The 14,347-nt window shown below is 66.0% G+C and carries 15 protein-coding genes; all 15 read left to right on the top strand.

The features are described from left to right. Positions 1-39 precede the first annotated feature (39 nt). The 15 genes from nuoI (at position 40) to proS (ending at position 14,340) form a co-directional block, all read left to right on the top strand. A complete protein-coding gene (gene nuoI / locus ACSVDD_RS03490; RefSeq protein ID WP_448187896.1) occupies positions 40-528 on the top strand; it encodes an NADH-quinone oxidoreductase subunit NuoI in 489 nt (162 codons plus the stop codon). Between the two features lie 87 nt (positions 529-615). Further along, entirely contained in the window at positions 616-1,230 is a 615-nt protein-coding gene (locus ACSVDD_RS03485; RefSeq protein ID WP_448187895.1) for an NADH-quinone oxidoreductase subunit J, read from the top strand. A 5-nt stretch (positions 1,231-1,235) separates the two neighbouring features. Then, positions 1,236-1,544: an NADH-quinone oxidoreductase subunit NuoK gene (gene nuoK, locus ACSVDD_RS03480; protein ID WP_448188504.1), complete on the top strand. Its 309-nt coding sequence runs from the start codon at positions 1,236-1,238 to the stop codon at positions 1,542-1,544. 9 nt (positions 1,545-1,553) lie between these two features. Further along, the gene (gene nuoL / locus ACSVDD_RS03475; RefSeq protein ID WP_448187894.1) at positions 1,554-3,635 is read left to right on the top strand and encodes an NADH-quinone oxidoreductase subunit L; all 2,082 of its coding nucleotides are present in this window, start codon (positions 1,554-1,556) and stop codon (positions 3,633-3,635) included. 22 nt (positions 3,636-3,657) lie between these two features. Then, positions 3,658-5,163, top strand: coding sequence for an NADH-quinone oxidoreductase subunit M (locus tag ACSVDD_RS03470; protein WP_448187893.1), 1,506 nt, complete (start codon positions 3,658-3,660; stop codon positions 5,161-5,163). A 10-nt stretch (positions 5,164-5,173) separates the two neighbouring features. Further along, the gene (gene nuoN / locus ACSVDD_RS03465; protein ID WP_448187892.1) at positions 5,174-6,622 is read left to right on the top strand and encodes an NADH-quinone oxidoreductase subunit NuoN; all 1,449 of its coding nucleotides are present in this window, start codon (positions 5,174-5,176) and stop codon (positions 6,620-6,622) included. Positions 6,623-6,659: 37 nt separating this feature from the next. Continuing rightward, positions 6,660-7,427 (top strand): biotin--[acetyl-CoA-carboxylase] ligase, encoded by a 768-nt coding sequence (locus tag ACSVDD_RS03460; protein WP_448187891.1) that lies wholly within the window; start codon positions 6,660-6,662, stop codon positions 7,425-7,427. Between the two features lie 3 nt (positions 7,428-7,430). After that, positions 7,431-8,234: a type III pantothenate kinase gene (locus ACSVDD_RS03455; protein ID WP_448187890.1), complete on the top strand. Its 804-nt coding sequence runs from the start codon at positions 7,431-7,433 to the stop codon at positions 8,232-8,234. A gap of 71 nt (positions 8,235-8,305) precedes the next feature. Next, a complete protein-coding gene (locus tag ACSVDD_RS03450; RefSeq protein WP_448188503.1) occupies positions 8,306-9,901 on the top strand; it encodes a ribonuclease J in 1,596 nt (531 codons plus the stop codon). 75 nt (positions 9,902-9,976) lie between these two features. Beyond that, a complete protein-coding gene (gene mce / locus ACSVDD_RS03445; RefSeq protein ID WP_448187889.1) occupies positions 9,977-10,381 on the top strand; it encodes a methylmalonyl-CoA epimerase in 405 nt (134 codons plus the stop codon). 3 nt (positions 10,382-10,384) lie between these two features. Next, positions 10,385-10,633: a DUF1467 family protein gene (locus ACSVDD_RS03440; protein ID WP_448187888.1), complete on the top strand. Its 249-nt coding sequence runs from the start codon at positions 10,385-10,387 to the stop codon at positions 10,631-10,633. Positions 10,634-10,635: 2 nt separating this feature from the next. After that, positions 10,636-11,238, top strand: a complete 603-nt coding sequence (locus tag ACSVDD_RS03435; protein ID WP_448187887.1) for a DNA-3-methyladenine glycosylase I — start codon at positions 10,636-10,638, stop codon at positions 11,236-11,238. 418 nt (positions 11,239-11,656) lie between these two features. Beyond that, positions 11,657-12,553, top strand: a complete 897-nt coding sequence (locus ACSVDD_RS03430) for a hypothetical protein (RefSeq protein WP_448187886.1) — start codon at positions 11,657-11,659, stop codon at positions 12,551-12,553. Positions 12,554-12,566: 13 nt separating this feature from the next. After that, a complete protein-coding gene (locus ACSVDD_RS03425) occupies positions 12,567-12,944 on the top strand; it encodes a hypothetical protein (RefSeq protein WP_448187885.1) in 378 nt (125 codons plus the stop codon). 82 nt (positions 12,945-13,026) lie between these two features. Further along, the gene (gene proS, locus ACSVDD_RS03420; protein ID WP_448187884.1) at positions 13,027-14,340 is read left to right on the top strand and encodes a proline--tRNA ligase; all 1,314 of its coding nucleotides are present in this window, start codon (positions 13,027-13,029) and stop codon (positions 14,338-14,340) included. The last annotated feature ends 7 nt before the right edge of the window (positions 14,341-14,347 follow it).

Below are 14,347 nucleotides of genomic sequence, written 5' to 3'. Positions count from 1 at the left end.
CCACGGCCGCCCCCGCGGCTTAAAGGAGAAGAAGAGGCCATGGCATTCCTCGACCGCACGGCGCGCAGTTTCTTCCTAGTGGAGCTGCTGCGCGGCCTCAGCCTGACCTTCAGCTACATGTTCAAGCCGAAGGTGACGCTGAACTACCCGTTCGAGAAGGGCCCGATCAGCCCGCGCTTCCGCGGCGAGCACGCGCTGCGCCGCTACCCCAACGGCGAAGAGCGCTGCATCGCGTGCAAGCTGTGCGAAGCGGTGTGCCCGGCGCTGGCCATCACCATCGAGGCCGAACCGCGCGAGGACGGCTCCCGCCGCACGACGCGCTACGACATCGACATGACGAAGTGCATCTACTGTGGCTTCTGTCAGGAAGCCTGCCCGGTGGACGCCATCGTCGAGGGCCCGAATTTCGAGTTCTCAACGGAGACCCGTGAGGAGCTCTTCTACAACAAGGACAAGCTGCTGGCGAACGGCGACCGTTGGGAAGCCTTGCTGGCCGCGAACCTTGCGAACGAAGCACCCTACCGGTAAACCTTCAATCGCCCATAGCGGGGTGGGGGCTTCCGGCCCGGCTCCGATGACGAACGAAAAAACCTCGACCGCGGAGGCGGGGATACAATGATTGTTCAAACCCTGGCGTTCTACCTTTTCTCCGCCATCCTGGTGGCCTCCGGTGTGATGGTCATCACCGCGCGGAATCCGGTTCATTCGGTGCTCTACCTCATCCTGGCATTCTTCCAGGCCGCCGGCCTGTGCGTGCTGATGGGGGCGGAGTTCCTGGCGATGATCCTGATCATCGTCTATGTGGGCGCCGTCGCGGTGCTGTTCCTGTTCGTCGTGATGATGCTCGACATCAATTTCCGCGAATTGCGCCAGGGCGCCGCACAGTACATGCCGTTCGGCGCGCTGATCGGCCTCGTGCTGCTGGCCGAGCTGGCGGTGGTGCTGGGCGCCTGGGTCGTGGCCCCGGCGGCCACGCAGGCGCTGGGCGCCCCGACCCCCGGCATCGATCAGGTGAACAACACCCGGGCGCTCGGGCAACTCATCTACACCCACTACGCATACCTGTTCCAGGCGTCGGGAATCGTGCTGCTGATCGCCATGATGGGCGCGATCGTGCTGACCCATCGCCGCCGCGAGGGCGTGCGTAAGCAGAACATCCCGGCCCAGCTGGCCCGCCGACGCGACGAGGCGATGGTGATCAGCAAGGTCCCGACCGGAGAAGGCGTCTAACAATGATGGAAATCGGGCTCGGCCATTACCTGACGGTCGCCGCGATCCTGTTCACGCTCGGGATCTTCGGCATCTTCCTCAACCGCAAGAACGTCATCATCATCCTGATGTCGGTGGAGATGATGCTGCTGGCGGTGAACCTGAACCTCATTTCCTTCTCGGTGTACCTGCACGACCTGGTCGGTCAGGTGTTCTCGATGATCATCCTGACCGTGGCGGCCGCCGAAGCGGCCATCGGTCTCGCCATCCTGGTGGTCTACTTCCGCAATCGCGGCTCGATCCGAGTCGAAGACATCAACATGATGAGGGGCTGAGGCAGCGCCATGGAAGTCCTTGTCGTATTCCTCCCGCTGCTGGCGTTCCTCGTCGCCGGGTCCCTCAGCCTGTTCGCCTACGGCCACAACGGCGCGCCGAAGGGCGCTGCCGCGCACGGCCACGATGCGCACGGGCACCATGATCATCACCATGATGCGCATGGCCATGACGATCATGGCCATGACGACCACGCGCACGACGATCACCACGCCGCAGCTCCGGCCGACTGGCGCGACCGCACCGCGCAGCTCGTCACCTGCGCCGCGGTGGTCCTGGCGGCGGCGCTGTCCTGGCTGCTGTTCTTCCAGGTGACCGGCCACAACGCGCCGCGCACCGTGGAGCTGTTCCGCTGGATGCAGTCCGGTTCGCTGGACGTGTTCTGGGCGTTGCGCGTCGACCAGCTGACCGCGGTCATGCTGGTGGTGGTCAACACCGTGTCGGCGTGCGTGCACGTCTATTCGGTCGGCTACATGGCCGATGACCCCAACAAGCCGCGCTTCATGGGCTACCTGTCGCTGTTCACCTTCTTCATGCTGATGCTGGTGACCGCCGACAACTTCGTGCAGATGTTCTTCGGCTGGGAGGGCGTCGGTCTGGCGTCGTACCTGCTGATCAACTTCTGGTATGAGAAGCCCTCGGCCAACAACGCGGCGATGAAGGCGTTCCTGGTCAACCGCGTCGGCGACTTCGGCTTCGCGCTGGGCATCTTCGCGGTCTTCGTACTGACCGGTTCGGTGCAGTTCGACGTCATCTTCGGCAAGGCGCCGGAGCTGGTCGGCAAGTCCATCCATTTCCTGAGCTGGAACTTCGACGCGCTGACCGTGGCCTGCCTGCTGCTGTTCATGGGCGCCATGGGCAAGTCGGCGCAGCTCGGCCTGCACACGTGGCTGCCCGACGCCATGGAAGGCCCGACCCCGGTGTCGGCGCTCATCCACGCGGCCACCATGGTGACCGCCGGCGTGTTCATGGTGTGCCGCCTGTCGCCGCTCTTCGAGTACGCCCCGGCGGCGCTCGAGGTGGTCGCCGTCGTCGGCGCCTTCACGGCGTTCGTCGCCGCGACCATCGGTTTCACGCAGTTCGACATCAAGCGCGTCATCGCCTATTCGACGATGTCGCAGCTCGGCTACATGTTCTTCGCCGCCGGCGTCTCCGCCTACGGAGCCGCCATGTTCCACCTGTTCACGCACGCCTTCTTCAAGGCGCTGCTGTTCCTTGGTGCCGGCTCGGTCATCCACGCCCTGCACCACGAGCAGGACATGCGCAACATGGGCGGCGTGTGGAAGAAGATCCCCGTCACCTACGCGCTGATGTGGATCGGCAATCTGGCACTGGCCGGCCTGCCCATCTTCGCCGGCTTCTACTCGAAGGACATGATCCTCGAGGCGGCGTTCGCGGCGCACAGCCCGGTCGGCATGCTGGCTTTCTGGCTCGGCATCTCGGCGGCGCTGATGACCGCCTTCTACTCCTGGCGGTTGCTGATCATGACCTTCCACGGCCCGACGCGCGCCGACAAGAAGGTCTTCGACCACGCGCATGAATCGCCGCTGGTCATGCTGGTGCCGCTGTTCGTGCTGGGCGCCGGTGCGGTGTTCGCCGGTCTGCTGTTCCATCACTCGTTCATTGGCGAGCATCGTGCCGACTTCTGGGGCAAGTCGATCTTCGTACTGCCCGCCCACGACAGCATCGAGGCGGCGCACCATCACCTGCCGAGCTGGGTCGGCACGCTGCCGATCATCGTCGGCCTGATCGGTATCGCGCTCGCCTACGTGCTGTACCTGTTCCTGCCGCGCCTGCCGGGTGCCATCGCCCGTACGTTCGGTGGCGTGCACGCCTTCCTCTACAACAAGTGGTACTTCGACGAGCTGTACGACTGGGCCTTCGTTCGTCCGGCGCGGTGGCTCGGCCATGGCCTGTGGAAGAGCGGCGACGGCGCGCTGATCGACGGCGTCGGTCCGGATGGTCTGGCGGCGGCGACGCAGAACGTGGCGGCCAAGGCCTCGCGGATGCAGTCCGGCTATGTCTACCACTACGCGTTCGCGATGGTGATCGGCGTGGTTGCGCTGGTCGTGTGGCTCTCGCTGTTCGGCTGAGCGGCTCAAGGGGAATAAGAAAATGCCGATCCTGTCGATCATCACCTTCCTGCCGCTCGTAGGCGCGCTGTTCATCCTGATCCAGCGCGGGAGCCCGGAAGCCGTGGCCAATCAGGCGCGCAAGATCGCGCTGATCACGACTCTCATCGACTTCGTGCTGTCGCTGTTCATCTGGTTTAACTTCGACCCGGCCAACCCCGGCTACCAGATGGTCGAGAAGGCCGAGTGGATCCCGGCCTTCAAGGTGTCCTACCACATGGGTGTGGACGGCATCTCGATGCTGTTCGTCATTCTCTCGACCTTCCTGACGCCGCTCTGCATCCTGGCGAGCTGGGAGTCGATCCAGAAGCGCGTCAAGGAATACATGGTGGCCTTCCTGGTCCTCGAGACCCTGATGGTCGGCATGTTCTGCGCGCTCGACTTCGTCCTCTTCTACATGTTCTTCGAGGGCGTGCTCATCCCGATGTTCCTGATCATCGGTGTGTGGGGCGGGCAGCGGCGCGTCTACGCGGCGTTCAAGTTCTTCCTGTACACGCTGCTCGGCTCCGTGCTGATGCTGATCGCCATCCTGTCCATGTGGTTCGTCGCCGGCACCACGGACATCCCGACGATCACCGCCACCGCCTTCAGCCGGCAGGCGCAGATCTGGCTGTGGCTGGCCTGCTTCGCCTCCTTCGCGGTGAAGGTGCCGATGTGGCCGGTGCACACCTGGCTGCCGGACGCCCACGTCGAGGCGCCGACCGCCGGCTCGGTCATCCTGGCGGGCGTGCTGCTGAAGATGGGTGGCTATGGCTTCCTGCGCTTCAACATCCCGATGCTGCCGGAGGCGACGCAGTATTTCACGCCTCTGATGTACACGCTGTCGGTTGTCGCGGTGATCTACACCTCGCTGGTCGCCCTGGCGCAGGAGGACATGAAGAAGCTGATCGCCTACTCGTCGGTCGCGCACATGGGCTTCGTCACCATCGGCATGTTCACGCTGAACCAGCAGGGGGTCGAAGGCTCGGTCTTCCAGATGCTGTCGCACGGCGTCGTGTCGGGTGCGCTCTTCCTGTGCGTTGGCGTGGTCTACGACCGCCTGCACACCCGCGAGATCGCGCGTTACGGCGGCCTCGTCCACAACATGCCGAAGTACGCGATCGTGTTCGGCTTCATGACCATGGCGTCGGTCGGCCTGCCCGGCACGTCGGGCTTCGTCGGCGAGTTCCTGGTTCTGCTGGGCGCCTTCCAGGACAACACCTGGGTGGCGGCGCTGGCGGCCACCGGCCTGATCCTGGGTGCGGCCTACGCGCTGTGGCTGCTGCGCCGCATCGTGTTCGGCAAGCTGACCAAGCCGGACCTCAAGGGCCTGTTCGACATGAACGCCCGCGAGATCGCCGTGTTCGTCCCGCTGATCCTGGTGGTGCTGTGGATGGGCGTCTATCCCAGCAGCTTCCTGAAGATCACGTCGGCGTCGGTTGGCCACCTGATCCAGACCTACGAAACCAAGCTGGCCGCCGCCAGCGGCGTCACCGTCGCCGCGCGCTAGAGGGTATGCCATGATCGCCCAGTTCCCCAACCTTTGGCCGGCGTTGCCGGAAATCTTCCTGGCGGTCGCCGGCATGGCGCTGCTGATGCTCGGCGTGTTCCGCGGCGACGGGGCCACCCGTCCCGTGGCCTACCTGACGGTGGGGGCGCTGCTGTTCGCGGCGTTCCTGTCTCTGGGGTATGGCAGCGGCCGCGTCGTCACTTTCAACGGCCTGTTCGTGATGGACGCCTTCGGCGTCTTCATGAAGGTGCTGGTGCTGGTGGCTTCGTCGCTCGCCGTCATCATGTCGCTCGGCTACATCGAGCGCGAGGAGATGGGCCGGTTCGAGTTCCCGGTGCTCATGCTCTTCGCGACGCTGGGCATGCTGATGATGATCTCGGCCAACGATCTCATCTCGCTGTACGTGGGCTTGGAGACGCAGAGCCTGTCGCTGTACGTCATCGCCGCCTTCCGGCGTGACTCGGCCCGCTCGTCGGAGGCCGGCCTCAAGTACTTCGTGCTGGGTGCGCTGTCCTCGGGCCTGCTGCTGTACGGTGCCTCGCTGGTCTACGGCTTCGCCGGCACCACCAGCTTCGACAAGATCGCCACGCTGTTCGCCGGCGGCACCCATCCGTCGGTGGGCGTCATCATCGGTCTGGTGTTCGTGGCGGCCGGTCTGGCCTTCAAGATCTCCGCCGTGCCCTTCCACATGTGGACGCCGGACGTCTACCAGGGCGCTCCGACGCCGGTGACCGCGTTCTTCGCGGTGGCGCCGAAGATCGCCGCCGTCGCGCTGTTCACCCGCGTGCTGATCGAGCCGTTCGGCCACATGGCGCACAGCTGGCAGCAGATCATCATCGCCAGCTCGATCCTGTCGATGGCGCTCGGCTCCTTCGCCGCCATCGTGCAGACCAACATCAAGCGCCTGATGGCCTACAGCTCCATCGGCCACATCGGCTACGCGCTGGTCGGCCTCGCCGCCGGTACGCAGGAAGGTGTGCGCGGCGTGCTGATCTACATGGCGATTTACCTGTTCATGAACGTCGGCACCTTCGCGGTCATCCTCTGCATGAAGCAGAAGGGCCGCATGGTCGAGGACATCAAGGATCTGTCGGGCCTCGCCCGCACGAATCCGATGCTGGCCGCGGCGATGGCGATCTTCATGTTCTCCATGGCCGGCATTCCGCCGATGGCCGGCTTCTTCGGCAAGCTGTACGTGTTCCTGGCCGCCGTTCAGGCCGGGCTGTACACCACGGCCGTCATCGGTGTGCTGACCAGCGTGGTGGGCGCCTACTACTACCTGCGCATCATCAAGGTCATGTACTTCGACGAGCCGGTGGAGGCGTTCGACAAGGTGACGGACGACGGCATGTCGGCCATTCTCGTCGGCACCTCGCTGTTCACGCTGCTGTTCTTCGTCGTCCCGTCGCCGATCCTGACCTACGCCGCGACCGCGGCGGCGGCGCTGTTCGCCGGCTGATGGGATGACCGACCGGCCGTTACCGGGGGCAGGGGATTTGGCCCTGCCTCCGGGGTTCCGGGTCGTCGCGCTGGACAGCGTCGGCAGCACAAACGACGAGGCCAGGGACCGCGCACGCTCCGGCTCCCCAGACCGCACCATCGTCTGGGCCAAGCGGCAGGAGACCGGCCGCGGCCGGCGTGGCCGCGCCTGGACCTCGCCCGAAGGCAATCTCTACACTTCCACCATCCTGCGCCCCGGCGTGAAGCCCGCCGTTGCCGCGCAGATGTCGTTCGTGGCCGCCCTCGCCATCGCCGAATCCGTCGAAGCGTTCCTGCCGGCCATGGCGGCGGTGCGTTGCAAATGGCCGAACGACGTGCTGGTCAACGGCCGCAAGGTCGCCGGCATCCTGCTGGAGTCGGAGGCCGACGCCGATGGCCGGCTCCAGTGGCTGGTGCTCGGCGCCGGCATCAACCTGCTGCATTTCCCCCAAGGAACCGAGTTTGCCGCCACCTCGTTGACCGAAGAGGGGGCAGAGCATCCCGATCCAGCCGCCGCGCTGGAAATCTACGCCGGCCGACTGTCCGCGTGGTACGACCGCTGGCAGGCGGAGGGCTTCGCCCCCGTGCGCGCCGCTTGGATGGCCCGCGCGGTCAACCTCGGCGGCCCGGTGGTGGTGCGCCTGTCCGATCGGGAGTTGATGGGTACGTTCGTCGACCTGGACAGCGACGGCGTTCTGCTGCTCGATAGGGGGGACGGCGGCGCGCCCGAGCGGATCGCCGCCGGCGACGTTTTCTTTCCCAACAGTTCCTCACAGGGAACCTAAGGCATGCTGCTCGCCATCGACGCCGGCAACACCAACGTGGTCTTCGCCGTGTTCGACGGCGACGAAAAACGCGGTCAGTGGCGCATCTCCACCGACAGCCGCCGCACCGCCGACGAGTACGCCGTCTGGCTGTTCAGCCTGATGGCGGTGAAGGGCCTGAAGCCCACGGACATTCACGCGGCTGTCATGTCCAGCGTGGTGCCGGCGGCGACCTTCGACCTGACGCGGCTGTGCACCAACCACTTCCATTGCGAGCCCATGCGGGTGGGCGACCCCGGCGTCGACCTCGGCATCAAGGTGCTGCTGGACAACCCCAAGGAGGCGGGCGCCGACCGGCTGGTCAACTCCATCGCCGCGGCGCACACCTATCCGCCGCCGCTGATCATCGTCGACATCGGCACCGGCACCACCTTCGACGTGGTGGATCGGGACGGCAATTTCGTCGGCGGTGCCATCGCGCCCGGCCCCAGTCTGGCGCTGGACGCCCTGCACAAGGTGGCGGCGCAGTTGCCCAAGGTGGAGATCGTCCGGCCGCCGCACGTCGTTGGAAAGGGCACGGTCGCGGCGATGCAGTCCGGCATGTTCTGGGGTTATACCAGCATGATCGAGGGCCTGATCACCCGCATCTCGGCCGAGCTGTCGCCCACCGGCACTCCGCCCGTCACGGTCATCGCGACCGGCGGCCTGGGCCGGACGTTCGCCGAGGCGACCCCGATGATCCATCACGTCGACAACGAGCTGACCATGCGCGGCCTGTTGTCGGTCTACAAACGCAACACGCCAGCCAACAAAGCGGTATCAGCATAGTGGACAGCCAGTTCACCCCGGATGGGGACGGCCTGTATTTCCTGCCGCTCGGCGGGTCGGGCGAGATCGGCATGAACCTGAACCTGTACGGGCACCGCGGCAAATGGCTGATGGTGGACTTAGGCATCTCGTTCGCCGACGACACCATGCCCGGCCTGGATATCATCATGCCGGACCCGGCCTTCATCCGGGAGCAGCGCGACAACCTCGTCGGGCTGGTGCTGACGCACGCGCACGAGGACCATCTGGGCGCCATCCAGTATCTGTGGCCGGAGCTGAAGTGCCCGGTTTACTGCACGCCGTTTACGGCGTCGGTGCTGCGCGCCAAGCTGTACGAGCGTCAACTCGCCAACAAGGTGCCGATCCACGAGATCCCCATGGGCGGCCGCTTCGAGTTGGGGCCGTTCCAGCTCGAGTTCGTCAGCGTCACCCACTCCATTCCCGAGCCCAACGCACTGGCGATCCGCACCGGCGCGGGCGTCGTGGTGCACACCGGCGATTGGAAGCTCGACCCCGAGCCGATCATCGGCACGGTGGCCGACGAGGCACGGTTGCGCGCGCTGGGCGACGAGGGCGTGCTGGCCCTGGTCTGCGACAGCACCAACGCCATGGTGCCCGGCCGCTCCGGCTCCGAGGCGCGCGTGCGTGAGACGTTGACCGACCTGCTCGGCCGCTTCGAGAACCGCATCGCGGTGACCTGCTTCGCCACCAACGTGGCGCGGCTGGAGAGCGTCGCCGCCGCCGCCGCCGCCAACGGGCGCAACGTGGCGCTGGTCGGCCGCTCGCTGTGGCGCATCAACGAGGCGGCGCGTTCCAACGGCTACCTCGCCGACGTGCCGCCGTTCCTCAGTGAGCATGACGCCGCCTATCTGCCCAAGGACAAGCTGGTGATGATCTGCACCGGCAGCCAGGGCGAGCCGCGCTCGGCGCTGTCGCGCATCGCCGGGGGGGACCACCCCCAGGTGACGCTGGAGCCCGGCGACACGGTGATCTTCTCTTCGCGCGAGATCCCCGGCAACGAGCGCGCCATCGGCCGCGTGCAGAACCATCTGGTCAACCGCGGCATCGAGATCGTCACCGCCGACGACGCCTTCGTCCACGTCTCGGGCCACCCGGCGCAGGACGAGCTGGTGCAGATGTACCAATGGGTCCGCCCGAGCATCGCCGTCCCCGTGCACGGCGAACAGCGCCACCAGCTGGCGCACGCCAAGCTGGCGCAGGGCTGTCAGGTGCCGCACGGGCTGGTGCCGACCAACGGCGACGTGGTGCGCCTCGGTCCCGGCCCGGTGGAGGTGGTGGCGCAGGTCCGCACCGGCCGGCTGGCCATGGACGGCAAGCGGCTGGTGCCGCTTGACACCGGGCTGATGCGGGCGCGCACGCGCATGGTGCACAACGGCGCCGCCGTGGCGACTCTGGTGCTGAACGCCAGGGGGGAGCTGGTGACGGCGCCGCAGGTGGCGGTGATGGGCCTGCTTGACGGCGAGAACGATCACGACGTGCTGCTGGACGTGGTGGACGCCGTGCGCGAGGCCATCGCCGCCATGCCCAAGCCGGACCGCCAGGACGACGATCGGGTGAAGGAGGCGGCACGCATCGCCGTGCGGCGCTGCTTCAACGCCTCGCACGGCAAGAAGCCGGTGACGGACGTTCACCTCGTGCGCGTTTGAGGGTAGGTTGGGGCCAAGCGTCAGCGCGGCCCAACGCCGTTTCCTCGCAAACAATAAGAAACCTGGGGAAGTCATATGATCGGCAAACTCAACCACGTCGCCCTCGTCGTTCCGGACCTGCCGGCCGCGACGGCGCTCTATCGTGACACGCTCGGCGCCCAGGTTTCGGCGCCGACGGATCTGGCGGCGCACGGCGTCACCGTCGTCTTCGTCAACCTGCCCAACACCAAGATCGAGCTGCTGCATCCCTTCGGCGAGACATCACCGATTGCGCCGTTCCTGGAGAAGAACCCCTCCGGCGGCATCCACCACATCTGCTACGAGGTGGATGACATTCTGGCCGCGCGTGACCAACTCAAGGCCAAGGGGGCGCGGGTGCTGGGCGATGGCGAGCCGAAGATCGGCGCGCACGACAAGCCGGTGCTGTTCCTGCACCCGAAGGACTTCTGCGGGACGTTGGTGGAACTCGAACAGGCCTGAGGCATGGGACCAATCACCTTTGCCGCGATCTTCTTCACTGTCTGGTGGACGGTGCTGTTCGCCGTCCTGCCCTGGGGTGTGCGCACCCCGGAGCAGGTGGAGCCGGGCATGGCCGACAGCGCTCCGCAAAAGCCCCGGCTGCTGCTGAAGTTTGCCGTCACCACGGTGCTGTCGGCGCTGATCACGCTGGGCATCTGGCTGGTGTACCATTCCGACCTCATCTCGTTCCGCGACATGGCGAAAGGAATGTAGGCATGGGAGCCGCCACCTACTGCGAAGCCGCGCCCGGCCATCCCATCCACGCCCCCTACCACGACTCCGAATACGGCTTCCCCTCGGACGACGACTCCGTCCTGTTCGAGCGATTGGTGCTGGAGATCAACCAGGCCGGCCTGTCCTGGCTGACCATCCTGAAGAAGCGCGACGCCTTCCGCGCCGCCTTCGACGGATTCGACATCGACCGCGTGGCCGAATACGGCGAGGCGGAGCGGGCAAGGCTGCTGGCCGACTCCGGCATCATCCGCAACCGCCTGAAGGTCGAAGCCGCCATCGAGAACGCCCGGCGCATCATCGCGCTGCGCCCGCAGTTCGGGTCCTTCGCCGGCTGGCTGGCTGCCCACCACCCGCTGCCCAAGGCCGAGTGGGTCAAGCTTTTCAAGCGCAGCTTTCGCTTCATCGGCGGCGAGATCGTCGGCGAGTTCCTGATGAGCCTCGGCTACCTGCCCGGCGCCCATCACCCCGGTTGTCCGGTGTGGGCCGTCGTCGAAGCGCGCAACCCGCCCTGGATGGCTGCCATGCGGCAGGGTTTCGCAGGGTACGGTGCCCGCGATGCGAGCAATTTCCTGCCCGCTGATTGAGCATTCGCACATCCGTTCAGCAAAATATCAAGAAAATGTGGTGGTGATTGGCGTTAGCTCGCCCGTGGTCTTGTCTTTTCTCAAGGCGCGGCGCAGTATTTGTTGCAGAGAAGGGCGCATTCCCTTTTCCGACGCCTGGTGGCGATTCCTCCCTAGACTCGGGTCGCGCGGCGCAAGCCCCGCGGCCCGCTCTTTTTTCGGCGTCCGTTACCGGCCGAGCCCGAGATTCACGTTGGGCGGTGCCGGTGTGTCGCCGGGAAATGATTGGGCCTTTAGGAATTATTTAATTTTAGGAACTCAAATGACGCCTTAAAACAGTACGGTCGCACGCGATGTTCGCGTGGCCGACTACCCATTGTGCTGGCACCGTACCGCTACGGTGCCCTATCGTGGGCAAGGGAGAGTCATCGAGGCGTCCATGACCGTGTCCGAAAGCGAACGGTTCGAGCAGTTTTCCTCGGTCCTCCTGACCGAACTGCTGGAACGCACCAAGAAGAACATGGAGCTGCTCCAGCCGGAGCGGACGCCGTGCTCGCCGCTGCCGTTCGCCCAGGCTCCTGCGTTCGTCGACATCTACGCCGAGGTGGTGCGGGTCGGCATCTTCCCGGTTGTGCTCAGCCGCCGGCCGGTGCGCGCCATCATGGGCGACGTGGACTGGGCCAAGGACGGGCGCGAGTACCTGCTGACGCTGATGGACGACCGCTCCAATGCGGTGTTCACCGCCTGGGATTTCGCCTGGGACGCGCTGTGGGACGAGCGGAAGGCCTCGGCGCCGACGGCGTCCGACTCCGACAAGAAGAAGGGCGGCGGCTTTTTATCCTCGCTGTTCAAGCGCAAGGGCGCCGCCAAGCCCGAGCCCGAGCCCAAGCCCACCGAGGGCGAGGAGGAGGGCAACGTCATGGCCGGCCTCTACACCATGCTGAACCAGCTTTCCGACAAGCGCGGCTACCTGCCGCTGTTCCGTGACGACACCAGGGTGTTCAAGGCGCTGATCCGGGTGAAGCCGGGCAAGATCGCCTCGGCCCTGAAAGAGCTGAGCCAGTACCACCACCAGGAATTCGTCGTTCAGGGCAAGGAGCAGGCCAAGGCCGGCGTGCTCAACGAGGCCTTGCAGAAATGGCAGTTCAACCTGCCCGACCGAGTCGGCGAGATGCTGGTGCTGAAGTGTGCGGTCGACCTGGAGCACGTGAACAAGACCTACGTCGGCAAGTACATCCGCCAGTCGGCCCGTACGCAGGAAGAGGCGGAAAAGGGCATGCCCTACCTCTCCATCTACTGGAAGACGATGCCCAATGCGGTCGCCGTACAGGATTGACGCGGCGGTTTTCGTGGCTTTGCTGCTGGCCGGCGCGCCCGCCGCGGCGCAGGCGCCGGTGGATTTGACCGTGTGCCGCTACCTGCCGCGCCACCGTCCGGCGGCGGACGTCGAGTACAAGCCCGGCGTTGATGCACGCGGCAACCGCGTGGCTCCCGCCGACCTCCCGGGCTCGGCCGGGGCGATGCCGCCGATGGACCGCTTCGACATCCCGGTGTCGCTGGACTTCGCCCGCACGCTGGGCTTCGCCGCACCCGGTGCCGGCGCGCTGCCGGGCACGGCGGAGGTCGGGCGCCTGACCATGCAGGGCAACCGCATGGCCTTCAACGGCCAGCCGCTGAGCGGCAGCAACGAGGCGGAACTGTACGCGCTCTGCCGCACGGTTCGTTAGAACGCTGGCCGGCAGGACGCCGGTGGACAAGCGCCGCCGTCCTACCTAAAGTCCCTCACCCGATTTTAGAAAGACTGGGACCATGCGGCTTTCCACCTTCTTCCTGCCGACCCTCAAGGAAACCCCGACCGAGGCGCAGATCGTCTCGCACCGGCTGATGCTGCGCGCCGGCATGATCCGCCAGACCTCGGCGGGCATCTACGCCTGGCTGCCGCTCGGCCACAAGGTGCTGAAGAAGATCGAGCAGATCGTCCGCGAGGAGCAGGACGCCGCCGGTGCCCAGGAACTGCTGATGCCGACCATCCAGTCCGCGGACCTGTGGAAGGAAAGCGGGCGCTACGACGATTACGGCAAGGAGATGCTGCGCATCACCGACCGCCACGACCGCGAGATGCTGTTCGGCCCGACGAACGAGGAGATGATCACCGACATCTTCCGCGCGTTCATCCGCAGCTACCGCCAGTTGCCGCTCAACCTCTACCACATCCAGTGGAAGTTCCGGGACGAGATCCGCCCGCGCTTCGGCGTGATGCGCGGCCGCGAGTTCCTGATGAAGGACGCCTATTCCTTCGACATCGACCCGGCCGGCGCGCGGCGCTCCTATCAAGCGATGTTCCTGGCCTACCTGCGCACCTTCGCCCGCATGGGCCTGAAGGCGATCCCCATGCGCGCCGACACCGGCCCGATCGGCGGCGATCTCAGCCACGAGTTCATCATCCTGGCCGAAACCGGCGAGAGCGGCGTGTTCTGCGACCGCGAGTGGCTGAACCTCGACGTGCTGGGTGATGCGCCGGACTACCAGGACGATTTGCAGCCCTTCTTCGACAAGTACACCTCGATCTACGCCGCCACCGACGAGAAGCACGACGCCGCCACCTGCCCGGTCCCGGCCGAGCGGCTGGAGAGCGCGCGCGGCATCGAGGTGGGGCACATCTTCAACTTCGGCACCAAGTACTCAAAGCCGATGAACGCCACCGTCGCCGGCCCGAACGGCGATCCCGTCTTCGTGGAGATGGGCAGCTACGGCATCGGCGTGTCGCGTCTGGTGGCGGCGATCATCGAGGCCAGCCACGACGACAACGGCATCATCTGGCCGGACGCCGTGGCGCCGTTCAACGTCGGCCTGGTGAACCTCAAGCCCGGCGACGCCGAGACCGACCGGGTCTGCGAGGAGCTTTACATCAAGCTGCGCGCCCAGGGCGTGGACGTGCTGTACGACGACCGCAACGAACGGCCGGGCGTGAAGTTCGCCGACATGGACCTGATCGGCCTGCCGTGGCATCTGGTGGTCGGCCCGCGCGGCCTGAAGAACGGCGTCGTCGAACTGAAGCGCCGCGCGACGGGCGAGCGCGAGGAGTTGTCGGAGGAGAGCGCGCTGGCGAAGCTGACGAGGTAAGCTCGCC

The sequence above is a fragment of the Azospirillum terrae genome (assembly GCF_053470425.1).
This window is presented reverse-complemented; position numbering and strand designations above follow the sequence as displayed.

Bases quoted from the DNA above. Each gene is read 5' to 3' on its own strand.
- ACSVDD_RS03450 (WP_448188503.1), top strand. From the start codon at position 8,306: ATGAACCTGAACCTGTACGGGCACCGCGGCAAATGGCTGATGGTGGAC.
- ACSVDD_RS03435 (WP_448187887.1), top strand. From the start codon at position 10,636: ATGGGAGCCGCCACCTACTGCGAAGCCGCGCCCGGCCATCCCATCCAC.
- ACSVDD_RS03440 (WP_448187888.1), top strand. From the start codon at position 10,385: ATGGGACCAATCACCTTTGCCGCGATCTTCTTCACTGTCTGGTGGACG.
- ACSVDD_RS03455 (WP_448187890.1), top strand. From the start codon at position 7,431: ATGCTGCTCGCCATCGACGCCGGCAACACCAACGTGGTCTTCGCCGTG.
- proS (WP_448187884.1), top strand. From the start codon at position 13,027: ATGCGGCTTTCCACCTTCTTCCTGCCGACCCTCAAGGAAACCCCGACC.
- ACSVDD_RS03485 (WP_448187895.1), top strand. From the start codon at position 616: ATGATTGTTCAAACCCTGGCGTTCTACCTTTTCTCCGCCATCCTGGTG.
- ACSVDD_RS03430 (WP_448187886.1), top strand. From the start codon at position 11,657: ATGACCGTGTCCGAAAGCGAACGGTTCGAGCAGTTTTCCTCGGTCCTC.
- nuoK (WP_448188504.1), top strand. From the start codon at position 1,236: ATGGAAATCGGGCTCGGCCATTACCTGACGGTCGCCGCGATCCTGTTC.
- nuoL (WP_448187894.1), top strand. From the start codon at position 1,554: ATGGAAGTCCTTGTCGTATTCCTCCCGCTGCTGGCGTTCCTCGTCGCC.
- ACSVDD_RS03470 (WP_448187893.1), top strand. From the start codon at position 3,658: ATGCCGATCCTGTCGATCATCACCTTCCTGCCGCTCGTAGGCGCGCTG.
- nuoI (WP_448187896.1), top strand. From the start codon at position 40: ATGGCATTCCTCGACCGCACGGCGCGCAGTTTCTTCCTAGTGGAGCTG.
- mce (WP_448187889.1), top strand. From the start codon at position 9,977: ATGATCGGCAAACTCAACCACGTCGCCCTCGTCGTTCCGGACCTGCCG.
- nuoN (WP_448187892.1), top strand. From the start codon at position 5,174: ATGATCGCCCAGTTCCCCAACCTTTGGCCGGCGTTGCCGGAAATCTTC.